This is a genomic window from Mesorhizobium zhangyense (assembly GCF_011045115.1).
GTDB classification, from domain to species: Bacteria; Pseudomonadota; Alphaproteobacteria; order Rhizobiales; family Rhizobiaceae; genus Mesorhizobium_M; species Mesorhizobium_M zhangyense.
Genome location: NZ_JAAKZG010000004.1, coordinates 592,830 through 616,807, shown reverse-complemented (window position 1 = coordinate 616,807; position 23,978 = coordinate 592,830). Strand labels below are relative to the sequence as shown.

Below are 23,978 nucleotides of genomic sequence, written 5' to 3'. Positions count from 1 at the left end.
CCTCGTGCTTATGGACAAGATTACCGAGACCATCGCGCATTTCATCGGTCTGTTTCAGATCGCGGTGGAAGAGGCGCGTGCGCGCAAGGACTTTGACGAGTTTCAGGCGCAGAGCGCTCATGCACGCGAGCAAAATCAACTCCGCGACGTAGATGCTGAAGGCAAGGCTCCATACGATTTCGTCGGGATGGACCCCGGCCTGCGCTATCAGCCGCTTGCGCCCGCCCTTGCCACTGTGGAGCCGTGGCTGAACCCGCAGTATCCGGCGTTGGACGGTATCGTTCCCGGCGTGGATGCGCTGCCTCGCGACGCTCCCCTGGTGTCGGCAGTGGGCAAGCTTGCGGCTGCGTCACGGGTCGAATTGCAGATCGATCCGCCCGGCTCGCTTGTGGTTCTGATCAATCAGGAAATCAGGCTTTCGGACGACGACTATGTCGGAGCTGGCGGGCACGGGCTTAAATTCAGTCCGGTTTCTGACCACGGCGCTGAACTGGCGGCGTTGTTGCACGGAGCCGCACGGCTCGCGCCATTGGGAGATTTGGACGCGCCGGGCTCGGAAGAGGCAATTGAAGGCTTCATCCTGGGAACCACGACTGCTCTCAAGACCTTCGTAGAGGACCATGCAGACGACGGCGATATGTTTGTCCTCAAGCAGCAGGTGATCGAAGGCACCTATGTCAATGGTGAGATCGCCGCTGATGCGCCCAAGCTGAAAGACCATCTTCCCGATCCTGATGATGACGACGATGAGGCCGAGGACACCGGCACCATTCACTCCGACAGCAGTCTGGGTTCGGTCGAGATCGAGGCCTCTGTTACGCTGGAAGCCGGAAGCAACACGCTGGTCAATTCGGCAGCACTCACCAACAACTGGCTGACCGGACCGGTCATGGCGACGGTTGGAGATTATGTCGAGGTGAACGCGATCATCCAGACCAATGTCTGGAGCGACAGTGATGCGATCGGTTCGTTTGTCAGCGGCTGGACCTTTGATCCCGAGGCTGCGACCGAGGCTTTCAACATCGCGGTATTCGCGCGTGTCGATCCCACTGAGGATACGAATACAGCGGTGGATGCCGGAGGCTTCCCGCAGCATTGGGCCGTTACCAGCATCGAAGGCGATCTGATCTTCATGAACTGGATCGAGCAATTCAGCTTCGTAACGGACGATGATGTGCATGTTCTGTCGTCCTCGGGCGTCAAGACGACGGTGACGACCGGTGACAACACCGCGCTCAACGATGTCTCCCTTACGGAGCTGGGGCTCTACTACGATCTCATCATCGTCGGCGGAAACATCTATGACGCCAATTTCATCCAGCAGATGAATGTCATGCTCGATGACGACCTTGTGGGCGGCGTCAACGGTTTTCACACCACCGGGGATGGCTCGCTTTCTTCCAGCGGCAACCTGCTTTGGAATCAGGCCGGAATAGTCAACGTCGGTGGAGGGGATCGCTTCGCCGCACTCCCTTCGCACTACAAGCAGACGGCGGACAATCTAAAGGTCGGCAACAAACAACTGGACGCCGATATTCTGAACGATCCTGCATTCGCGGGCATCGGCACACTCCGCGTCCTCTATGTCTCGGGCAGTATTTTCGACCTGCAATACATAAAGCAAACCAACATTTTGGGTGATTCCGACGAAGTCGCACTGGCGATGAACGGCATCGAAGACAGCTTCCCCGAAGCGCACTGGAGCATATCGACCGGTTCGAACGCATTGATCAATGTCGCCGAAATCGTGGACCTCGATTCGACCGGCAAGACCTATGTCGGCGGCAACCAGTACTCAGACGAGATCCTGATCCAGGCGGAACTGGTTTCAGCCCATCCCGAACTTGGTGGCAGGGACCCGGACGTATTGGTCAATGAAGCCATCGCCTTCCTTGATGACGATGTCGCGGATCATGGCGACGCTGCATCCTCCACCCTCCAACCTACCCTCGACGCACCGCATGGTGACGTGATGCAGACGATGCTGGCCTGAGCGCGAACTCTGAGGATCGTGATGAAAGATGACAATGATCTCCCATGGCGACCGTTCACCAATGACGAGGGAGAACCCGGGTTCACGAGACAAAGCGAGGCCGGCACGCCAGTTGTCCTTTCACAACGGCTTCACAAGCAGGAGGAGGTCGTTGAGCGGTCTCTGGCCAGGCTCGATGAAATCATAGCGCAGTTGAATGCAGCCTCCGGCATCAAGCGCGCAGATCCTGAACCAACTTCCCATGACCCGTCGCCGTCGGATGAAATAAAGTCTTCCAGCGAGCTCACGCTTTCCGATGATGCGCCGTCCTCTGACGATGCTTCGGCGTCGCTTTCGTTGTCCGAAGCTACTGCGTCTTTGGAAGTTGCTGCGTTGCCGCCGATTGAGGCCGAGGAACAGCAACCGGAAACCGCCCCAATCGAGCCGATCGCCGTCGTCGAGGTTCTGGACCAAGCTGAAGCCGCGGAACCGCAGGCGCTACGAGTACAGCCCGACAGCGCGGAGATTCTGGAGGCGAAACATATTCCGCCCGCCGCACTGACCATCGAGGCTGATCGCGGGCCGCTCAAGGTGGATGCCAAGCCGTCCGGTCCCGGCACTGCGGACAATGGCGGTCGAGGCGGCGGACACTTCCACAAGCGCCTGGGGCCTATCGATTTCGGGAAAAACCTGAAGGCCGGCTTGCAGGCGGTGCGGGGCAATCTTCTCGTCGTGATGATTTTCACGGTTGCCAGCAACATCCTCGTGCTGGCTATTCCGATCTATCTCTTTCAGATTTCGGACCGCGTGTTGACCAGCAGGTCCCTCAACACGCTGGTCATGCTGACGGCTGTCATCGTAGGCGCCGTTTTGCTGCAGGCGATGTTCGATGCGATCCGCCGCTTCATACTGATGCGAACAGCAGTTGAGATCGCAGTACAGCTCGGCGCACCGATCCTGAGTGCCGCGGCGCGTGCAGCACTTCACAGCAACGGCCGCGAATACCAGACGCTTGGCGATCTTCAGCAGCTTCGTTCGTTCCTCGTGTCGGGAACGTTGCTGTCCTTCCTGGACGCACCGATGGTTCCGTTCTTCATCCTGGCGGTGTTTCTCGTCCATCCGCATCTCGGCTTCATCGTATGCGGATCGGCGATCGTCCTGCTGGGGATCACCATGATCAACCAGCGGGCGACCGCGGGACCTTTTGCCGAAGCCAACGTTCATCAGAGCAAGGCGAACCTGCATCTGGATTCGATGTCGCGCAACTCGCAGATCATCAACGCGCTGGCGATGATACCGGAGGCTGTCCGCATCTGGGGCCGGGATACCGCCGGTTCGCTCAGGGCCCAGGTGATCGCGCAGGACCGCAACATCGTTTCGGCGGCGACATCCAAGGCCTCACGACTTCTGACGCAGGTCGCATTGCTCGGCTGGGGTGCGTTTCTGGCCATCGAAGGAGAGATCACCGGCGGCATGGTCATTGCCGCGTCGATCATCGCGGGCAGGGCGCTCGCTCCGATCGAAGGCGCGATCGAAGGCTGGAACCAGTTCATCCTGTCGCGCTCCGCCTATGGGCGTATCGCAGCACTGCTCCAGACGTCTCCGCTCAATTTCGAGCGTCTCAACCTGCCGCGCCCCGAAGGGCGTCTCGATGTCGAGCGCCTGCTGTTCGTGCCGCAGGGAACCAAGCGGGTGGTTCTGAACGGCATCACCTTCTCGCTTGCGCCGGGAGACTCGCTGGCCATCATCGGCAATTCGGGCGCCGGCAAGACGACACTGGGCAAGATGCTCGTTGGCTCGATCCTGCCTACTTCCGGCAATGTGCGGCTTGACCTGATGGATTTGCGCAACTGGGACCAGCGGCAATTCGGCGAGAACATCGGCTATCTGCCGCAGGACGTTCAGCTGTTCCCGGCCACGATCAAGCAGAATATCGCGCGCATGCGCGACGATGCCACCGACGCCGACATCTATCAGGCAGCGATGCTCGCCGACGTTCATGAGATGATCGCGACATTCCCGCAAGGGTATGAAACCTTCGTCGCTGCCGACGGCGCGCCGCTTTCCGGCGGCCAGAAGCAGCGTATTGCGCTGGCCCGCGCGTTTTTCGGCAACCCTCGCATGGTCATCCTCGATGAGCCGAACTCCAATCTCGATAGCGCCGGCGACGCCGCGCTTGCGCGAGCGCTGGCCCATGCCAAGCGGGAAAAGATCACGGTCATAACGATCACTCAGCGGCCGGCCCTGCTTCGAAGCGTCGACAAGATCCTCCTGCTCACCAATGGCACCGTCTCCATGTTCGGCTTGCGCCAGGAGGTTCTGCAGGCCTTGGCTGCGCGCGGCATGGGACCGAACGCCGGCGGCCCGCTGGCCAGGCAATTCGAATGAACGGGATCTATCGATGACCGATGTCGCTGCCCACAACAGCCCGGAATGGTACGCGGACGTTCCGCGCTCGATCCGCAAACAAACGCTTGCCGGGCTTGCGCTGCTGGCCCTGTGTTTCGGAGGGTTTGGAACATGGGCGACAACGGCGCCGCTCGCGGCCGCGGTGATAACGCAGGGAAGCTTCGTCGCAACTGGTCAGAACAAGATCGTCCAGCATCTGGAAGGCGGCATCATCAAGGAGCTGCTGGTCAGCGAGGGCGATGTGGTGAAAGTGAACCAGCCGCTGCTGAGGCTGGATGAGACGGCGGCTCGCGTCAATGAACGGCAGTTTTTTCTGCGCCGGTTGCGGCTTGAGGGGATTGTCGCGCGGCTGTCGGCCGAGGCCGCTGGCATGACGAAGGTGAGCTTTCCCAAAATCATGCAGGAGAACCGGGCCGAGGAGGACGTTGCCGCGATCATGGCAAGTCAGGAACTCAACTTTCAAGCTTCGCGGGGCAAGCTCGACAGTGAGATCGGACTTCTCGACCAGAACATAAAGGCGCTTGAATTTCGCGCGACTGGCTATCAGCAGCAATGGGATTCGATGGAGCGCCAGCTCAGCCTTCTCAACGAGGAATACACCGGCAAGAAAATTCTTTCCGATCAAGGGCTTCTGCGCAAGACGGAGCTGAAGGCCGTTCAGCGCGCGATGGCGGACGCGGAAGGTCAGATGGGCCGGCTTGCGGCGGAAGTTTCGGAAACCAATGCACAGATCACCAAGCACCATCAGCAGGTGGTGCAGACCATCGCCGCATACAAACAGGCGGCGCTTGACGAGTTGCAAAGCGTCGAGGCGGAGCGTGACAGCGTTCGGCAGCAATCCCACGAGGCTGAGAACGTTCTTGATCGGGCCACGATCCACGCGCCGGTGGCTGGTACGGTAGTCCGCATGCTCTACCATACGTCGGGCGGTGTCATCGAAAGCGGAAAGAGCATCCTGGAGATATTGCCGGCCGATGTTCCTCTCGTCATAGAAACACAGGTTCCGCGCACCGAGATCGACACTGTCAGGGTTGGACAGAAAGCCACCATTCAACTGATCGCACTCAATCGCCGCACGACGCCGGTGCTGAACGGCGAGGTCTACTACGTCTCGGCGGATTCCTTGCCGGATACCAGCGGCGATCAAAACCGTGAAGTCTACCTGGCCCGCGTCAAACTTGCCGTCAGCGAATTGTCGAGGGTCCCCGGATTCTCTCCTACGCCGGGTATGCCCGTGGAAATAATGATTCAGACTGCCGAGCGGACGTTTTTCTCCTATCTCGCCAAGCCGGTCACCGACAGCATGTCTCGCGCTTTCATGGAACAGTGAGACAGGGATCGTCGGCAGAGCAACGAATTGCGATGTTCGTTACTCTCCTTCGTTGGTGGCTTTGTCGCGCAGCACCAACCGGCAGATCGCGGCAATCTGATTACATAGATTAGGGTCGCCACATTCGATTTGCGGTATTTCCTATGGTCGCTCAATGCGCGCCGTTTGGTCCCGGGGCGAAAACGCATTCGGCATCCAATGCCAGCGGGTCTTTTGAAGAAGCTGTTGGCAATATTTTGCAAGACCACGTTGTGAGGGCAACCGGCCGGAAGGCCGATGAACCGCTGTTCAATGGGAGTTTGCAGTGAATTATCTTTGCGCTTCTGTTTTCTGTTTGATGCTGGGTACTGCAGTCGCATCGGCCGGTGCCATGCACGATGCAGTCAGAGACGGTGATGTCGAACGCACGAAACAACTGCTGGATCAGGGCGCCGACGTCGCAGAACTCGATACAGCGGGCGAACCGGCGTTGCTGATTGCGTCGCTGGCCGGTCATGCCGAAATTGTCGCCCTCCTGCTGGAAAACGGATCCGATATTCACATTCGCAACAAAGGCGGACTGACTGCGCTGCACGCAGCAGCTTATGGGGGAAGCCTCGAGGTCGTTGAACTGCTGGTGGCAAAGGGTGCGCCAGTCAACGACGCAAAGAATTTCTACCATATGTCCGCTCTGCATGCCGCAGCCGAAGAAGGCCACGCGGACGTTGTCGCATTCCTGTTGGCCAACAAGGCAGAGATCGAAGCGAAGGAAAGGAACGGCTATACGCCTCTAACCCAAGCTGGATGGCGCGAGCATTGGGATGCCGCAAGCCTGCTGATGAAAGCGGGTGCTTCCTGCCAGAAAGCCGATCTTGTCGGCAAATGGCTTTATGAGGAATGCACCAAGCGAAAATGACGTCCGGTTGCGGCAAGGCTCTGCCCGGAAAACGGAGGAATTGGCATGTTTAATCATAGGTGGAAACGAGCGGTTCGGATTGCCGCGGCCGCAAGTGCCGCTTCAGTCCTGCTCTCGTTCGCCCAGACCGCTGTGGCCGAAGATTTTGTCAACACTGGCTACTTCGGTGACGTTGCAATCAAGGGTTACGACCCTGTTGCCTATTTCACCCAGAACCAGGCCGTGGAAGGGTCTGCAAAATATTCCTACCACTGGCTGGGCGCGACCTGGCATTTCGCGAGTGCTGAAAATCGCGATCTTTTCGAAAAGGAGCCAGCCAAATATGCCCCGCAATACGGTGGCTATTGCGCCGACGGCGTCTCGTTTGGAACGGTCACGACCAATATAGACCCGAAAGCCTGGCGGATCATCGAAGGCAAGCTCTATATAAGCTATGATCCAGGGGCAGCCGACGGTTTTGAAAAGAACCCAACCAAGGTTGTCGACTCACAGAAACACTGGTCAGAGGTCGAGAACACGCTGGTTTCTGAAAAGCTGGAGAAGAACTGGCAGCAGTCCCCCAATTGACGCCGGACACCGCGACCGCCTGTCACTGGCCAAGAGAAAAGTACATTAGAGCCCGGGGCGTGACGTGAACATATTCGGCGTCACGCTGCTCCTGGCTCGTGTTGCGGTAGACGTACCCGCACACCATGCGATCCAGGAAATAGCCGGTGAACTTCTCGCAGAGACGGTTGTCCCGAACCTCTATGATACCGGTGATGTTCGTGTTGGCGCTACGATAGGCGGTGTTTCCGGCTTTGTCGAAATACTGGATGAATTCGGTGCCGTTCTTGTGCCGTCCGGTCCACGTCTTGTCGGTCACAAAGCTGCGAAGTTCCGTACCGCCGACCTGGTCGCTCTCTGCTCCCTTAAACCCGAACGGCCATTCGGGAACGCCTGCCGCCCTCAGACCAGTCAGATGATGGCTAAGATCGTCCTTGCGCCAGTAATCATACAGGTAGCCGTAATAGGTCAGATTGCTGTCCGGAAACAGTTTGAGCAATTCCAGCGCCTCCTGCTCTCCGCGCTTTTGGTCGCCCTGGTCGACATAGGCTGCGGCCAGATATTCCCGCGCTGGTTCTACATTGGGCAGCGCATCGCGCGCAGATTCGATCAGGGGGATCGCCCGCCCGTTTTCGTGCGCTGTATAGAAGACAACGCCCGCCAGCAACTGGAAGCTCGGCGGCGGTGAAGGATCGAGGCGCAAGGCCTTGTCCATTTCCGTGACTGCCTGTTCGCGGCTGCCGGTGTGAGCCAGAATCAGGGCCAGGTTGCCGAATGCCTCCGCATCGCTCGGCTGGGCGGCCACCGCCCGGTTCGCGGAATCTCTCGCCTCCGCCCCCCGGCCGTCGACCAGTTGAAGCAGCGCCAGGACCGTATGGGCACGGGCATTGTTGGGATCCAGCTTCAAGGCTTGCCCGGCGGCGTCATAGGCTATCTTTCGCGCCACCGCAGCCGACCAGAGATAATTGTAGTCGTTGCGCCAGACGTCTACGGCGATCCGGGCGATACCGGCATGTGCGTCGGCAAATCCGGGATCCAGATCGATCGCCTTCTGGTAGTAGGACAGTGTCCGACGATAGGTCTCGACGTCGCTGTAAAGAAAGCCCTCCTGCTCAGCGCGCAAAAAGTAGTCGTAGGCTTCCAGATTATCGGTGGGAATTCGCGCCAGTTGATCGCGCTCGCCTTCGCTCAGCTTGACGGCCAGTGCCGAAATGATCTTGCTGATGACGTCGTCCTGAACCGCAAAAAGATCCGTGTACTGGCGATCATAGCGCTCGGCCCAAAGTGAGAGCCCGGTGAGCGCGTCGATCAGCTTGACGTTGATCCGCAGCCTTGACGTGGCCCTTTGCAGCGTGCCTTCCAAGACGTAGTGAACGCCGAGCTCCGCGGCCACATCCTGGATCTTGCCGTCCGTAGCCTGAACCGCAAAAACAGAATGACGCGCAATCACAAACAGGCCGGAAACCTTCGACAATTCTGTTATGAGGTCGTCTGTCAGGCCCTCCGCAAGGTGATCATGCTGTGTGTCGCCGCTGACATTGATAAAGGGCAGTACGGCGATTGAAGGCTTGTCCGGCAGCGGATAAGCGAACCGCTCGGTCTGCTTCGACGGTTGTGTGAGCGTCCACGGTTGCCACCAGAGCGCGGCGCCCGCAACAGCAAGCAGCAGGAAGGCAACCGTAACGGCCGCTTTGTTGCGGCTCGTCAAAACAGCAGACGTTTCGGGGGCGATCGGGGTTGCCAGGGCCGCCGCCTTGTCGTCGAGCAGAACCCGATAGACCGTTACTGGCTCAGCGATGTTTTTGACCTGCTTTTCGCCGAGATGTTCGAAGATAAGATCGAGCTTGCCCCGGACTTGCTCAAAGGCCGAACCGGACAGGCATATCCCTCCGGGATCGGCCAGTTCCTGAAGCCGCGCCGCGACGTTCACACCATCGCCGAATACGTCTCCGTCATCGGGGATAATATCGCCGATGTTGATGCCGATCCTGTAGCGATATTGCCTGTCTTCAGGGACCTCGGCGTTCTCTTCGCGAAGCGCCAATTGCATTTCGACCGCGAAGCAGACCGAATCGACCACACTGGCGAACTCTATGAGCGCACCATCACCCGTAAACTTGAAAATGCGACCGTGATATTGGCCCGCCCGAGGATTGAAGAGCCTTCTGCGGTGCCGCCGTTGAGCCGCTAAGGTGCCCCGCTCGTCCGCGCCCATAAGGCGAGAATAGCCAACCATGTCGAAGGCAAGGACCGCGGCCAGCCGACGTTCCATGCTTGATCTCCCTTAGGAAGAGATTATCCGAGGGTTGGTGGAAAATCCACACAGTCGATCAAGAACGTTGGCTCCAAACTGGTTTTCGTCGACGCAATAACAAGATTCATCTTGCTGGGTCCGAAGATTGCTTTCACTGGTGACCTCGACTTCGAGGGCTATCGCGTAATCTGGGTAGTCTCAATCACCTTCGCGCCAAGCGTGTGGTGAAGGCGTATCGTCTCCGCGCAGTCCGCCCGACAGCGGCCGGTCAGCATACAGCCCATTTCAGTCGTTCAATGATACGCGTTTCCGATATCAGCTTAGAGGCACGACTCTGACTTCGGTTCGAAATGGAAACCATGCTATTGCGTTGTCGTATGCGTGCTTTGTGCCCGAAAGGCCGCATAAGATGCAGCGCGGGACTCAGAATGGTTACTGCGAACAATGCTGGATGCTGCGTTCTCTTCGGAATTCAATGTCAACGGCCGGTTTATCACGGCAGAAGTGCGGCGTCGCCGTTATTGGTATTTTGATCTTCCGGACGGTGAGGGCAGCAAGAAACGGACATATGTCGGCCCTGTCGATGACCCTGAGATCACAAAGCGGGTCGAAAACTTCAAGGATTTAAAGGCTGATATCCGCGAAAGGCGGAAACTGGTCTCAACACTTGTACGTGAGGCATATCTACCGCGGCCAGAAGGAAAGACTGGCGACATCGTTCAAGCGCTCGCTGCAGCCGGGTTCTTCAGACTTCGAGGGGTCCTGGTCGGCACCGTTGCCTATCAGTGCTACCCGGCTGTCCTTGGTGTCCGCCTCCCTAGTGCATCAATGGTTACCGGAGATGCCGACTTCGCACAGTTTCATTCGATCTCCGTGGCTGTCGGAGATCAAATGCCGCCCGTGCTGGAAACGCTGAGGACAGTCGATCCGACTTTCCGGGAGATCCCGCATCAGGCTGACAGTCGTTTCACGACGCAGTTTTCAACACGTTCCGGCTACAAGGTCGAATTCCTGACCCCGAATACGGGATCAGACAATTATGGTGGCCGCCCTACTCCAATGCCAGCGCTCGGAGGTGCCTCGGCGCAACCATTGCGTTTCCTCGATTATCTTACCTATCAGCCGATCCGGGCAGTTCTGCTGCACGGAGCAGAAGTACCCGTGAACATCCCTTCACCCGAAAGGTATGCAATCCACAAACTCATTATTGCCAGCCGTCGACGGACGGACAACGACGGTACGGCCAAGAGCCGCAAGGATCGGGCGCAGGCTGCAACCATTATGGAAGTCATGATTGAGCAACGGCAATCGGAAGACCTGGCAGATGGGTTCATGGAAGCCTGCGATCGCGGCACTGCGTGGCAGGAAGCGATTCGTAAAAGCATGTCGCAGATCGACGATAATATTCGCGAAAAAATTCAGTCTGCGCTTGCCAGTGGCATTCGGAAACTAGAGCGGAATCCTGCCGAATACGGTCTTGTATAGGTAACCACGGTACCAAACGATAGATGATGGCCACGCCTGAGACCTCCGTGCAGTGACAAAGGATGGCTGACCCTGCGGCCACATGTTGCGACATAGGCACCCTGCAGACTGCGATCTCCGGGTGAGCCGCATGAAATCAAGACGGTTCCGGGTTGCGCGGCGCCCTGCAGAAATAACTCGAGCGCCTGATCAAAATAGCACTCTTCTTCTGCGAGATCGGAAAAGCGGCGCTCCCCCAGCATGGTCCGCTTGGGCCTGCTTCACCAAGACTGTGAAGCGGATCATTATCGGATCTTGGGGTGCCGGCGTCGGTTGTACGCCCCCAAATGCCACAGCCTCTCCCAACGTGACCCGATTGAGAGCAATCATCTGTGGCCTCAGATTGATCGAAAGCAGCGTTCTCGCGAAGCGTCGAAGCCGTTGCGACGATGTTCCGCCGGCGCTCATGATTTCATCCAGTTCACCGAGCACCTGCGACTGCAAGCCGTCCATCAGCACCTTGAACAGGGCTGTCTTGGACGGATAGCGACGGTAAATGGTATCTTTGCCGGCGCCACAGGCGGCAGCCACCTGCTCCATCGAGGTGCCGCGAACCCTTGTGATGCGAAGAGTCCAGCCGCCGTATCAAGAATTCGCCGATTGAGCTCTTCAACCGCGCGCTTGGACGGACGCCCGCCTTTCGCTCGTTCGGTGCCGGAGAGTTGCTTGCCATTTTTAGACGGCGGGCCGGAGGATTTGGGTTCTCGATCGGGGCGGATTGATCAGAACGAGAAGAGGTGTTAGTGATTTTGTACCTACATAGCGGACAAAACCATGCACGAATCCGTCGGAATCGCTGGGAGGATCGATCGATCCTCACCTGAGCCTTACTATCTTCAGCTGTCGAGGCTTGTGGAAGCGCAAATTGAGTCGGGGCGGTTCGGCCCCGGCGACCGGCTGCCGAGCGAAACCGAACTTTGCCGCAGCTTCGATCTGGCTCGTTCGACCGTCCGCGAGACGCTTCGCAGCCTGCAGGATCGCGGCATCGTCAGGATGGTGCCGCGTCGTGGCGCCTTCGTGGCGAGCCCCAAGTCGTCCGGGTGGCTGTTGCAGGTGGCGGAAGGCTTCTTTGAAGGCAAGGTCGATCATGAGCACGAGAGCGTGGAAACGCGGGTTCTGTTCTCCGACCTGCGCCCTGCGCCGCGCGAGGTTTGCCAATCGCTTGGCCTGGCCGCCGGCGAGAAGGTTTATGAGCTGCGTCGCGAGCGTCGTCTCGACGGCAAGATGGCTATGTATTCGATCAACTATCTGCTGCCGGACCTGAAGCCCATCGTGGAGGCCAGCGAGGTCATGCAGAACCGCGGCTCCCTCAACAAGGTGCTGCGCGAGGCGGGCTACCGGGTCTATGGCGCGCGGCGTAACGTCGAGGCGGTGGCTGCAAGCGAGGAGCAGGCGGAGCGGCTTGGTGTCAAGCGCGGTGCGCCACTGCTGCTGGTCACCTCGGAATCGTGGGGGCTGGATGAGCGCGTTTTCGATTACTACACCTCATGGCTGCGCAGCGATGTGGTGAAAGTAAGCGTCGTGGCGAAGGCCGCCGACGGCTGACCTTGCGGCGCTTCGTGCAGGCGAGGCGTCCAAATTTCATATCTGGCCGGTAAGGCCGCCCGACCAATCTGGTTCGGCGGAACAAGCGGTCGTGTCTTTTATCTGGAGGAAAGCATGAAACTCTTTGAACTCAACGGCGACATTGCCTTCGTAACCGGTGCGGGGAGCGGCATTGGCCAGAGCATTGCACTCGGCATGGCCGAGGCAGGAGCCGACGTGGCGCTGTTTGGTCGCGAAAGCAAAGCGAGTGGACTCGCCGAAACGGCCAGAAAGATCACCGCCATGGGCCGCCGGGCCCTGGTGGTGAGCGGGTCGGTGACCGAGAAGGACGATATCAACCGTGCAATCGACCAGGTGGAGGCCGAACTCGGCCCGATAACGATTGCGGTCAACAACGCCGGTGTTGCATTCGCTGAGAAGGCTGAGAACCTGACGCTCGAACAATGGCACCGCCTCTATGATGTCAATGTCGTCGGCGTCTTCCTTTGCTGCCAGGCCGAAGGCAGGGTGATGCTGCCTCGGGGCAAGGGCACGATCATCAACATCGCGTCGATCTCGGGCACCATCGTCAATCGCGGCATCAACCAGGTCCATTACAACTCGTCCAAGTCGGCTGTGATCCAGATGTCGAAGAGCCTTGCCATGGAATGGGCCGACCGCGGCATTCGCGTCAACGTCATCAGCCCGGGCTACACCCGCACGCCGATGAACATCCGCCCCGAGGTTGCCGACCAGATGAAGATATTCGAAGGCGACACGCCGATGCAGCGCTCCGCGAGCCCGGATGAGATGATCGGCCCGGCTGTGTTTCTCGCATCGCAGGCGTCCTCCTTCGTCACCGGCATCGATCTGATCGTCGACGGCGGCTTCATCGTCTGGTGATGGGGAGCCGAACTGCCCGGAGTCACAAAATTGTTGAGTCATACTTGCGGGTTTAAAGTACGTCTGGTAGGTCTTGTACCTACAAGATGGACAACAGCCGGCGGGAGGTTCGGCTCGATGCTCAGGTCCGGCTTGTGGTGGAGGAGTGCAGCATCAAGACGCGCGGCCGGCTTCGTCCGGGGCGGCCCCTTGGCCCGCGCGTGCCCGCAGGCTTCGCCCGATTTTATGCTGTGGTCTCAAGGCGCATTCGGCGCCCAAGTGGAGGAACTATGCTAAACTGGAAAACGGGTGTCACTGCGGCGTTGCTCGCTGCTGGTCTCGCCTTTGGCGCGCAGGCGCAGGAATACAAGCAGGTCGATCTGGTGAAGCCGATCGATAAGAAGCTCACCTTCATCTTCATCCCGAAACTCATTCATCCCTGGTACGAAGAGCTGGAGAACGGCGTGAAGTTCGCCGTGGAGGAATACAAGAAGGCCGGCATCGAGATCGCGTATGTCTGGGACGCTCCGCCCCAGGCTGACGTTGATGAGCACAACCGCCGCATAGAGACCGATATTGGCCGCGCACCGGACGGCCTCGCCGTATCCTGCCTTGACCCGGCGACGAACATCTCCCTCATCGATGAAGCGATCGCAAACAAGCTCAATGTGATCACTTTCGACACCGCCTGCGACCCGAAATACCCGTTTGTCGGTCACCGGCTCGACGAGCAGGATGGTCGCGACCTCGCGAACTTCCTGGCAGACAAGCTCGGCGGCAAGGGCAAGGTCGGCATTCTTTCCGGCAGCCTGACGGCGCCGAACCATGTTGCCCGTGTCGTCGGCTTCAAGGACGAGATGGCCAAGAAGCATCCCGATATCCAGATCGTCTTCGAACAGCCTGATAATGACAGCCTGGAAACTGCCGTCACGCTGACCGAGAACGCATTGCAGGCCAATCCGGATCTTGCCGGCATGTTCGGCGCCAATGCTTCGGCTCCGATCGGCGCAGGCCGTGCCGTTCAGGCAGCCAACTTGACGGGCAAGACTCTCGTCGTCGGCATGGACGCCTTGCCGGAAACCGTTCAGCTGATCCAGGACGGTGTCGTCGTTGGCGTGAAGTCGCAGCGTCAGTGGGAAATCGGATACTGGGCGGTGAAGTATCTGGTCGCCATGAACCAGAACCACACCATTCCGATGGATCACCCGACCGGTTCGGTTGTGATGACCAAGGAAACCTTCTCCAAGTAATGCTGTTCGTTTCTCCCAGGAGCGGCCGGCCGGGGCCGATTGTCCCGGCCGGCCGGATCTGAATGACCACTGGTAGTTCAATGCTCGTCTCTCAGCTCGAAGTTCGCAACGTTTCGAAGACCTTCGGCTCGGTCGTCGCGCTCCGTGACGTATCGTTGACCGCCAAGGCTGGCGAAGTTCATGCCGTGATCGGCGAGAACGGTGCCGGCAAGTCGACGCTGATGAACATCATCTGCGGCAACCATTCCGTCAGTAGCGGCGAGATCCGCGTGGACGGAAAGGCCGTGCGTTTCGGCTCTCCCATGGAAGCGCAGCATATGGGCATCGCCATCGCGCCGCAGGAAATCCTGCTCGCTCCCGCCCTGTCCGTCGCCGAGAACGTGATGCTGGGGCGCCAGCGTGCGACCGGCGGTGTCGTCAGCTGGAAGGCGACGCGCGCTGAGGCCATCAGGCATCTGCAAGCGCTCGACCCCGACATCGATCCGGATGCCAGGGCTGGCGACGTGACCGTCGCGCAGCAGCAGCTCGTGCAGATCGCGCGCGCCACTGCAACCGGCGCGCGGCTGCTGATCTTCGACGAACCGACCGCCGCGCTGACGCTGAAGGAATCGGCCCGTCTCTTTGACTTCATCAAACGCTTCCGCAGCGAAGGTGGCCTGATCCTCTACATCTCGCACCGGCTTGGCGAGATCCTGGAACTCTCCGACCGTATCACCGTGCTGCGGGACGGGCGGTTCGTGACCGAGCTGGACCCGGCAAAGACCAGCAAGGACGAAATGATCCAGGCCATGGCCGGCCGCGAAGTCGCCGACCTCGATCTGCGTCACCAGATTCCGGCAAAAATTTCTGACGAGATCGTCCTGAAGGTCGAAGGCCTGAGCCGCCGCGACGAGTTCGACAACATCTCGTTCGACCTGAAGCGTGGCGAGATCCTCGCCATTGGCGGGCTGATCGGTTCGGGCCGCTCTGAAATGGCGCGCTGCCTGTTTGGCGACAAGCCGCGAGACGCCGGACGGGTCGAGGTGTTCGGCAAGGTCGAGAATTTCTCCGCACCCGCTGACGCGATCCGTGCCGGGCTGGTTTATCTGCCCGAAGAGCGCAAGCATGATGGCATCTTTCCGCAGCTGAGCGTGGCTGAGAACATCGCGATGCCGAACCTCGGTGCCTTCGCGAACTGGACCGGCATAAGCTGGCTGAAGGTTGTCGGCGCGGCGGAGGAATATATCCGCAGCATCCCGATCAAGGTGAACTCGCCGCACCAGCTGATCTCGAACCTGTCCGGCGGCAATCAGCAGAAGGCGATCTTGTCGCGCTGGCTGATGAGCCACTGCCGCATCCTCATTCTCGACGAGCCGACGCGTGGTATCGACGTCAACGCCAAGCGCGAGATCCAGAAACTGCTGCGCGAACTTGCGCAGGGCGGCCTGTCGGTCGTCTACATATCGTCCGAACTCCAAGAAATCATCGACGTATCCGACCGCGTCGTGCTGATGCACGAGGGGAAGGTGCGCGGCATCGTGCCGACCGAAGGCGCGACGCAGGAAAGCCTGCTTGCCGTGGCGATGAGCTGATACGGGAATCGAAATCACATGAGCCAATCGCAAAGTAATTTCGCAAGACTGTCGAGCATGATAGGCCGCTTCGAGGCCATCGGCATCGTGGCAGCACTTCTGCTGTTATGCGTCTTCCTGACGCTATCGGTCGACACTTTCGCAACCAGCTACAACATGACCGTGGTGATCCGGCAGGCCTCATTCGTCGGCATCATTGCGCTCGGCCAAACGCTGGTGCTGCTGATAGGCGGTATCGATCTTTCGGTCGGCGCGGGAGCGGGCCTGTCTGCGATCTTCGGCGCGCTGCTTCTAACCTCGCTCGGCGTGCATCCCTATCTCGTCATTCCGCTGACCTGCCTGTTTGGCTTCGCGCTCGGCACGATCAACGGGGCGCTCGTCGCCTATGCCCGGCTGAACCCGTTCATCGTCACGCTGGCCTCCTGGGAGATTTTCGCCGGCGCGACGCTGGTAATCACCCAGGGCAACCCGATCCGTCCGCTGGGGCCAGTGTTCGGATGGTTCGGCAAAGGAGACATTTTCGGCGTTCCGGTGCCCGTCCTGATCTTCATCCTGCTCGCGATCGTGCTTGCTTTCGTGCTCAATCGCACCCGCTTCGGCCGCAACATCTATGCAATCGGCGGCAATCGCCCTGCAGCCGTCCTGGTCGGCATTCCGGTCAAGCGCATCGAGATGCTGGTGTTTGGCCTGTCGGGTATGCTGGCGGCGCTCGCCGGCATCCTCTACGCCAGTCGCCTGGATTCCGGTCAGCCGTCAGTCGGTGAGGGTTGGCTGATGCCTGCCATCACGGCCTCGATCATCGGTGGCGTGTCGCTGCGCGGCGGCCAGGGCACGATCTCCGGCACCGTTGCCGGCGCGCTGCTCATGGCAGTGCTGGGTAACGGCATCGTGCTTCTTAATATTTCCGGCTACTGGCAGCGCGTCATCGTCGGCGTGGTCGTGCTCGTCGCCATTCTCATTGATCTGCTGCGGCGCAAGCGCTAGCGCCGCGAAGGAACCCAGGATGTATCTTTCGGCAGCCATAGAGACTAGTCACGTCACATCATGTACGTACAATACGGACACGATGCCTAACGCCGGACAGAATGGAAGGAGAAACGGATGACCGCACTCGATACGCTTTTCGACGGTGCAAAAACCATGAGGGCGATCCGCATTACCGAGGATCACGCCATCGATGTGATCGAGGCACGGGTACCTGCGCTCAAGCAGGGCGAGATCCTGGTTCGGCCGCGCGCCTGCGGCATCTGCGGCACCGATCTGCACATCCTGCATCACGGCTTTCCCGGCACTTGCTATCCGGTCACACCGGGCCATGAGTTTTCGGGCCACGTGGTCGCTGTCGGGCAGGGCACGAAGGGCGTCCGTGAAGGCGACTTTGTCGCGGTTGATCCGAACGTGGTCTGCGGCGAGTGCCGCTGGTGCCGGGCCGGCCGGCCCAATTTGTGCCTTCACCTCAGCCCGATAGGGGTTGGCCGCGCCGGTGCGGCAGCGGAATATGTGGCGGTTCCGGCCAGGAACGCCTTCGCCGTCAATGAGAAAATCGGTGCCGGCGTCGCCGCGCTGATCGAGCCGCTGGCCTGCGCGATTCATGCGGTCGAGACCGCCGGACGGTTGCGCGATCGCCGTGTCCTCGTGCTTGGCGGCGGCACGATGGGAATGCTGATCGCGCTGGCATCGCGAAAGATGGGCGCAGGCGAAATCACGCTGGCAGATCCGGTCGCCACCAAGCGCGCCATCGCAACCCGTATCGGGATCGACAAGGCGGTCGACCCGTCAGCACTGGGCGATGAATTGTTCGATGTGGTGTTCGAGGCGGCGGGCGCTGTCCCTGCGCTGAAACAGGCACTCACCTGCGTCGACAAGACTGGCACGCTCGTTCAGGTCGGCGTCCACGACGTGGACGTCACCGTGCCGATCAACCCCTTCAATGTCTACGAGCAGGAGATCACGATCGTCGGTTCCAACTCGTTGGCCGACAAGTTCGCCGCCGCTACCGAACTGATGCCTGACCTCCAAAAAGAGGCGGAAACCCTGATTGGCGAGCCTTTCAACATCTGGGATTTCGCCGCCGCCGTCGAGAGCATGGCGGCTGGCCATGCAATCAAGACCCAGCTCGTCTTCGACTGAACCTCCCAAGACCATTCCAACACGACCCACAACAGGAGTTACCCGTGGCTAACCGTTACTCGACCAACTACCGGATGAACCGGATTTTCAGCGATGACCGCGCAGCACTCATCGTCCCTATCGACCACGGCCTGGTATGGGGTCGCGTCGAGGCGCTGGAAGCGCCGGTGAAGGTGATGAAGCGCTTCCTGAAGGAAGACGTCACCGGCTTCATGGTCTCGACCGGCATCGTCAAGCAGTCCGAAGTCATGCTGGCCAAGGCGCCGGCCATGGCCCGTGTTCTGGCGATCGATGCGTTCTGGCCGACCTCGGCTGTCGAGACCGGCACCGGCACGCTGGTTGCGAGCGTCGAGGACGCAGCCCGGCTCGGCGTAGACTGCGTAAAGCTGCTCCTGCCGTGGAACGTCACCGACGCGGAGAAGGTGCTATACTGCCAGCGCATCGGTATCGTCGTCTCCGAAGCTTCCAAGTGGCACATCCCGGTCATGGTGGAGCCGGTATTCCTCAACACGCCGCGCTCGCCCGAGATCATCGAGAAGGAACTGGAGGTTGCGCGCGTTGGGTACGACCTGGGAGCCGACATCATCAAGATCACCTTCCCGGGCCCTGACGCGACCGCCAAGCTGGTCGATGAATTGGACATTCCGATCGTCGTTGCCGGCGGTCCGCTCTCGGGCGATGCCGCATCGACCATTAAGGACATCAAGGATGCAATCTCTGCCGGTGCCCAGGGCGTCGTTGTCGGCCGAAAGATCTGGCAGCGGCCGGAAGCCGAGGCGGCCGAACTGATAGCTGAGGTGGCGAAGATCACCCGCGAAAACTACACCCGTCACTGGTAAGACCGAGCCATGGGCGATCTCTTCTGCGGCATCGATATCGGCACGACCAATCTCAAGGTTGCGTTGGTCGACGGCGCGGAAGGGCGCACCCTGTGGCTGGACACGGTGGCAACGCCGCGCGCGTCGGACGGGATCGGTCCCGTGACCGACGCGCCGGCGTTGCTTCGTCATATCGAAGAGATGATCATGCGCGGCTGGCGCGCGGTCGGCCGCGGACAGCCAATTGCAGCCATTGCCTGCGCCGGGATCGGCGAGGATGGCATTGGTCTCGACGCGTCGCTCGCGCCGACCGGCCATGCCATTCCGTGGTTCGATTTTCGGGCTGAAGCGGAGGCTGCGGAACTGCGTGCCGGCAACATGCATGGCGAAGAAGCCGGGATCGACATCGATCCGACGCGCACGGCGGCGAAATGGCTTTGGCTGCGCCGCCATCGCCCGACGGAATTAGACCGCGCAACCGTCTGGGTTGCTATTACCGATTATCCGGCAGTCGCCTGGACCGGCGAGCCGTTCATGAGCGAGACGCTCGCGGTTCGCACGGCCTGCTACAGCCTGGAGACGCGCGCCTTCATTCCTGATCTGCTTGCGGCAGCCGGCGCGCCTGCCCTGCCGCCGGTGCTTGCTGCCGGAGCGGTGGTCGGCACCGTTCGCCACGGTGCCCTGCGTGGCAGCGGAGCAGCGGATGCGGATACGCTTGTCATTGCCGGCGGGCACGATCATCCGATCGCCGCGGCGGTCATCCTGGCCAAGGACCAGTCGCGTCGTGTCGACTCGCTGGGTACGGCCAATCTCATCTATGCCGAGGCGCCTGCCGGACGGTTGCAGGATCGCTCGCCGCTGCTTGCCTTTGGCACGCCGGTGCGTGGTGGCAAAGGTCTGGCCTGTCTGGGCGTCTTCGAATTCTCCATGGCGGTGGAGAATTTCGGCATCGATCGAAATGCTCTCGCCAAGACGCTGACGCTTCCCTCGCTTCCGAGCGGACCGTCGAAATCGATCCCTGTGCCCGCCAAGGGAGAAAGCCAGCATATCGGCGAACGCGCCGCGCTCGAAGCTTGCAGTTTCTACGGACGGGCCATGCTGGAAGCAGCGGCGCAGGCCGGTGCCGTTGACGGCCCTTTGTTTGCAACAGGCGGATGGGCCCGCTCACGTGCTTTGGTGCAACTGCGCGCTTCGGTGTTCGGAGAAGCGGTGCATACCGTGGACGAGCAAGAGCTGACGGCCTTTGGTGCGGCCCTTCTTGCGTCGGAAGGTGCGGGAGGTTCTTTTGCGCCGCACATGACGATGCTGGGAAGGGTCGTCGAGCCGGTGGAAGAATGGACCCGGATCTATAACGATATTTACGGTGAATGGCGGCAGCAACTGGACAGGTGCTGCGCTGAAGAAACAAGGCTGCCTGGCAGCTGAAGGGAGAACCGGATGAAGAAACTGATCAACGATCCGCTGCATGTTGTACGCGAAATGCTCGAAGGCGCCGTCGCAACGAGCCCGGGCCAGGCGCTGCTCGACCGCGAGAACGTCGTCGTCAGGCAGCCCCTGCCGACCAGGAACGCACGCCAGGTTGCTCTTCTGTCCGGCGGTGGCAGCGGGCACGAGCCGGCCCATGCAGGTTATGTGGGTGAGGGCATGCTGACGGCGGCGATCGCCGGCGATGTGTTCACCTCGCCGTCCACCGACGCGGTGCTGGCCGCTATCCGCGAAGTCGCAGGGCCGGCAGGCGCCTTGCTGATTGTGAAGAACTACACTGGCGACCGGCTGAACTTCGGCCTGGCTGCGGAGTTGGCGCGGGGCGAGGGAATTCCTGTCGAGGTCGCGGTTGTCGCCGATGATGTCGCGTTGCGCGACACCGTCGAAAAGAGCAGGCGTCGGGGTATCGCCGGCACGGTGCTGGTGCACAAGATCGCCGGTGCCGCCGCAGCGCGCGGCAAATCATTGGCCGAGGTCGCCGACCTTGCGCGCTCGGCTTGCGATGCCATCGGCACGATGGGCGTGGCGCTTGGGCCCTGCACGTTGCCTGCCGCTGGCAAACCCAATTTCGTGTTGGAGGCCGGCGAGGTCGAGCTTGGTCTCGGCATCCATGGCGAGCCGGGTGTCAGGAAGGCTCCACTGGGCACGGCCGATGAACTGGTCGAGTTGCTGCTTGCAGCGATAATTGCCGACCGGGGACTATCCAAGGGTAGCCGCGTCGTCCTGCTCGTCAACGGCCTGGGGTCAACCCCGCCGATGGAGCTGGCAATCGTTGCGCGTTCGGCTTTGAAGGCTCTCGCAGCACACGACATTACTGTCGAACGGGCATGGACCGGCACCTTTCTGTCAGCGCTCGATATGCCGGGTATGTCGCTATCTCTGATGACCGTGGACGATGCGCGGCTCGACTTGCTCGACGCGGCAACCGACGCGCCTGCCTGGCCCGGCAAGGGCAAGCTCAACGCAATGCCGGTGGCGGTCATGGCCGAGCGGGCCGACAGCACGGCAACGGTAGCAGTGGCACCTGGCGGTGACGTCGCGAGGCACCTGGCGCAGGCGGCCGCCGAGGCCTTGATCACGGCTGAAGACAAGCTGACCGATCTTGACGCCCGCGCCGGCGATGGTGATCTCGGCGCCTCGATGGCGCGTGCGGCACTGGCGATCCGCGCTCTGCCGGAAACGGCGTGGAACGCGCCTTCCGGCGCCTTGGCCGAGATCGGCAATGCGCTGAGCCGGGCGATCGGCGGAAGCTCCGGTCCTTTTTATGCCACAGCACTGCTGCGAGCGTCGCGCGAATTGGCCGGCGGTGAGGCGACGCCGGCGCGCTTGGCTGATGCGTTCGACGCAGCCGTGAATGCCATCACCGAACTCGGTGGTGCCAAGCTTGGCGATCGCACCATGGTCGATGCGCTCGAGCCGGCAGCAGTGGCCTTCCGAAACGCTCTATCGGCGGGAAGCTTACCGGCGGATGCCCTCAGATCGGCGGCTGAAGCTGCCGAGAAGGGCGCGGAGCATACCGCAACGCTGCGGCCACGGCTCGGCCGCGCCAGCTATCTCGGCGAGCGTGCCGTAGGCGTCCCGGACGGCGGCGCTGTCGCCGTCGCGATCTGGCTGCGGGCCATGGCCGACAGCCTTCCGACCAAAAAGGATGCCGGCGAATGAAGCTTGGGCTCAATCTCAGTTTCGCGGTCAAGCGATGGCTCGGCGGGCGGCAAATGGCTGCGGTGGTCCGCGAACTCGGCTTTGACAAGATACAGTTCACCTGGGACTTGATCGATCCGTGGTGGCCGGAAGGGCCACGCGACAAGATCGCCCGTGAATATGCGCGAGCCTTCGAAGATGCCGGCATTACAGTCGATAGTGCCTTCGGCGGGGTGGCCTCCTACAGCTACAATCACTTCCTGGCTCCGACGCCTGAACTGCGCGACCTTGGCAAGCAGCACCTGATGCGCGCCATAGATCTTACAGCGGCGATGGACGTGCGGGCCGCCGGCATGCCGTTCGGCTCCTACTCTGCCGAGGATGCCGTCGATCCGGCAAGGCGCGAGGAGATTTACAAGCAGGCGCTCGAAGCAATGGTCGAGGTGTCGCGCCATGCCAAGCGCGCTGGACTTTCCAACATTCTGATCGAACCCGTACCGCTCAAGACCGAGTTCCCGTCTTCGGCTGAAGACGCGCTGCGCCTGATGACAGATCTCGACGGCCAGACCGACGTTCCGGTGCGGCTCCTTGTGGATTGGGGTCATGCGATCTTCACCCCGCTCTTCGGTAACGACGCCAACATGGATCATTGGATGGACTTGGTCGGACCGTACATCGACTCCTTCCACATCCAGCAGACCGATGGCCTTTACGACCGGCATTGGAATTTCACGCGCGCTGGCGTGATCGACCGCGCCCTGCTGGAGGATTTCTGGCAGCGCCGCGGATTGACGACGCAAACCTATTTTCTTGAAATCATCTACCCGTTCGAAGAGCGGGATGAGGTGGTAATGGCAGATATGAAGGCCGGCATTGCTTTGTTGCGGAGGTGAATGCCTTCCCCGCAGGTAGGCTAAACTCGCAAGCTAACTTCGGTTGGACGTTCCGTTTGACGTGAATTCTTGTCATCAGTCGTTTTGAGAAGTTCGCCATTCTCAGGGTCGAACTGGTCACCAAGCCATCGATCCTGTGCCAAACACCGCCGATTACCGCACGAATTGATCTGTTCATCTTTGATAATCAATTAGATGGCGTTCAACAGCGCCATTAAGGATATAGTTCACGTATGCCCCACCACTCGGCATGGCCTTAGCTCACAGATGCTGAACTGATCCCGGCATCGATCCAGGCACGCGTCTGTTCCAGGACTTCATCCGAAAGCACAGGGTCGTCGATCGCCCGGGCGAGGATCACCGCCCCTACCATCGCCGCCCAGGTTCCGATTGCCGCGCGGCGCCTATCTGCCGGCTTCACCCCAGGGAGCGCAGCGCTGATACGGTCGATCTGCGATCGAAGGCCTTCCGTCATGGCCACGCGTGCAGCCGTGGTCTGGTGGCGGATGTCCGCGGCCAGACCTGCCGTTGGGCAACCATCGGCAGCGTTGTCGCGATGTTTCGGTGAAAGGTAGGCGTCGAGATAGGCGTGAAGATTGCCCCCTCCTGCGTCCAAGGCGAGGACATGGGCAAGAGTCTGGGCCACAAGGTCGTTCTTGGAGTCGAAATGACCATAGAAGCCGCCATGGGTAAGGCCGGCGGCTTTCATCACCTCCGCCACGCTGACCGCATCGAACCCCTTGTCGCGGAACAGCCGGCTGGCCTCATCCAGAATCCGGCGACGGTTCTCCGCCATCTGTTCTCGACTGACTTTCATTTCAAAATACTCCGCCGGGACCATTGACAATCATGAT

General features: G+C 60.4%; 19 protein-coding genes. 16 read left to right on the top strand and 3 right to left on the bottom strand.

Features of this window, described 5'->3' with window-relative positions:
* The first annotated feature begins 4 nt into the window (after positions 1-4).
* The 5 genes from G6N74_RS12670 to G6N74_RS12650 all read left to right on the top strand — a co-directional run bounded on the left by G6N74_RS12670 (position 5) and on the right by G6N74_RS12650 (position 7,173).
* A complete protein-coding gene (locus tag G6N74_RS12670; protein ID WP_165117784.1) occupies positions 5-1,993 on the top strand; it encodes a type I secretion protein in 1,989 nt (662 codons plus the stop codon).
* A 264-nt stretch (positions 1,994-2,257) separates the two neighbouring features.
* The gene (locus tag G6N74_RS12665; protein WP_446685576.1) at positions 2,258-4,360 is read left to right on the top strand and encodes a type I secretion system permease/ATPase; all 2,103 of its coding nucleotides are present in this window, start codon (positions 2,258-2,260) and stop codon (positions 4,358-4,360) included.
* A gap of 13 nt (positions 4,361-4,373) precedes the next feature.
* Positions 4,374-5,711, top strand: coding sequence for an HlyD family type I secretion periplasmic adaptor subunit (locus G6N74_RS12660; protein WP_165117782.1), 1,338 nt, complete (start codon positions 4,374-4,376; stop codon positions 5,709-5,711).
* Between the two features lie 337 nt (positions 5,712-6,048).
* Positions 6,049-6,606 carry an ankyrin repeat domain-containing protein gene (locus G6N74_RS12655; protein WP_165117867.1) on the top strand — a complete coding sequence of 186 codons (558 nt, stop codon included), beginning with the start codon at positions 6,049-6,051 and terminating at the stop codon, positions 6,604-6,606.
* A 45-nt stretch (positions 6,607-6,651) separates the two neighbouring features.
* Positions 6,652-7,173: a YHS domain-containing (seleno)protein gene (locus G6N74_RS12650; RefSeq protein WP_165117780.1), complete on the top strand. Its 522-nt coding sequence runs from the start codon at positions 6,652-6,654 to the stop codon at positions 7,171-7,173.
* Between the two features lie 22 nt (positions 7,174-7,195).
* On the opposite strand, the gene G6N74_RS12645 is transcribed toward G6N74_RS12650, so the two are convergent.
* Positions 7,196-9,424 (bottom strand): adenylate/guanylate cyclase domain-containing protein, encoded by a 2,229-nt coding sequence (locus G6N74_RS12645; RefSeq protein WP_165117778.1) that lies wholly within the window; start codon positions 9,422-9,424, stop codon positions 7,196-7,198.
* Between the two features lie 426 nt (positions 9,425-9,850).
* On the opposite strand from G6N74_RS12645, the gene G6N74_RS12640 reads away from it, so the two are divergent.
* Positions 9,851-10,891, top strand: a complete 1,041-nt coding sequence (locus G6N74_RS12640; RefSeq protein ID WP_165117776.1) for a nucleotidyltransferase family protein — start codon at positions 9,851-9,853, stop codon at positions 10,889-10,891.
* 189 nt (positions 10,892-11,080) lie between these two features.
* Here the strand turns inward: G6N74_RS12640 and G6N74_RS30495 are convergent, their stop codons facing one another.
* Positions 11,081-11,470, bottom strand: a complete 390-nt coding sequence (locus tag G6N74_RS30495; protein WP_205826645.1) for a TetR/AcrR family transcriptional regulator — start codon at positions 11,468-11,470, stop codon at positions 11,081-11,083.
* A 234-nt stretch (positions 11,471-11,704) separates the two neighbouring features.
* On the opposite strand from G6N74_RS30495, the gene G6N74_RS12630 reads away from it, so the two are divergent.
* From G6N74_RS12630 to G6N74_RS12585, 10 genes are all read left to right on the top strand, one after another.
* Positions 11,705-12,475, top strand: coding sequence for a GntR family transcriptional regulator (locus G6N74_RS12630; protein ID WP_165117774.1), 771 nt, complete (start codon positions 11,705-11,707; stop codon positions 12,473-12,475).
* Positions 12,476-12,589: 114 nt separating this feature from the next.
* A complete protein-coding gene (locus G6N74_RS12625; RefSeq protein ID WP_165117772.1) occupies positions 12,590-13,357 on the top strand; it encodes an SDR family oxidoreductase in 768 nt (255 codons plus the stop codon).
* 269 nt (positions 13,358-13,626) lie between these two features.
* The gene (locus G6N74_RS12620; RefSeq protein ID WP_165117770.1) at positions 13,627-14,586 is read left to right on the top strand and encodes a substrate-binding domain-containing protein; all 960 of its coding nucleotides are present in this window, start codon (positions 13,627-13,629) and stop codon (positions 14,584-14,586) included.
* Positions 14,587-14,666: 80 nt separating this feature from the next.
* The gene (locus tag G6N74_RS12615; RefSeq protein WP_165117768.1) at positions 14,667-16,157 is read left to right on the top strand and encodes a sugar ABC transporter ATP-binding protein; all 1,491 of its coding nucleotides are present in this window, start codon (positions 14,667-14,669) and stop codon (positions 16,155-16,157) included.
* Positions 16,158-16,175: 18 nt separating this feature from the next.
* Entirely contained in the window at positions 16,176-17,141 is a 966-nt protein-coding gene (locus G6N74_RS12610; protein WP_165117766.1) for an ABC transporter permease, read from the top strand.
* A gap of 117 nt (positions 17,142-17,258) precedes the next feature.
* Positions 17,259-18,287, top strand: coding sequence for an alcohol dehydrogenase catalytic domain-containing protein (locus G6N74_RS12605; protein WP_205826644.1), 1,029 nt, complete (start codon positions 17,259-17,261; stop codon positions 18,285-18,287).
* Positions 18,288-18,331: 44 nt separating this feature from the next.
* Entirely contained in the window at positions 18,332-19,126 is a 795-nt protein-coding gene (locus tag G6N74_RS12600; protein WP_165117764.1) for a class I fructose-bisphosphate aldolase, read from the top strand.
* Positions 19,127-19,135: 9 nt separating this feature from the next.
* A complete protein-coding gene (locus G6N74_RS12595; protein WP_165117762.1) occupies positions 19,136-20,530 on the top strand; it encodes an FGGY-family carbohydrate kinase in 1,395 nt (464 codons plus the stop codon).
* A 12-nt stretch (positions 20,531-20,542) separates the two neighbouring features.
* A complete protein-coding gene (locus G6N74_RS12590; protein ID WP_165117760.1) occupies positions 20,543-22,252 on the top strand; it encodes a dihydroxyacetone kinase family protein in 1,710 nt (569 codons plus the stop codon).
* Positions 22,249-23,124 carry a sugar phosphate isomerase/epimerase family protein gene (locus G6N74_RS12585; protein WP_165117758.1) on the top strand — a complete coding sequence of 292 codons (876 nt, stop codon included), beginning with the start codon at positions 22,249-22,251 and terminating at the stop codon, positions 23,122-23,124. Before G6N74_RS12590 ends, G6N74_RS12585 begins: the two co-directional genes overlap by 4 nt.
* A gap of 256 nt (positions 23,125-23,380) precedes the next feature.
* On the opposite strand, the gene G6N74_RS12580 is transcribed toward G6N74_RS12585, so the two are convergent.
* A complete protein-coding gene (locus tag G6N74_RS12580) occupies positions 23,381-23,941 on the bottom strand; it encodes a TetR/AcrR family transcriptional regulator (RefSeq protein ID WP_165117863.1) in 561 nt (186 codons plus the stop codon).
* Positions 23,942-23,978: the final 37 nt, after the last annotated feature.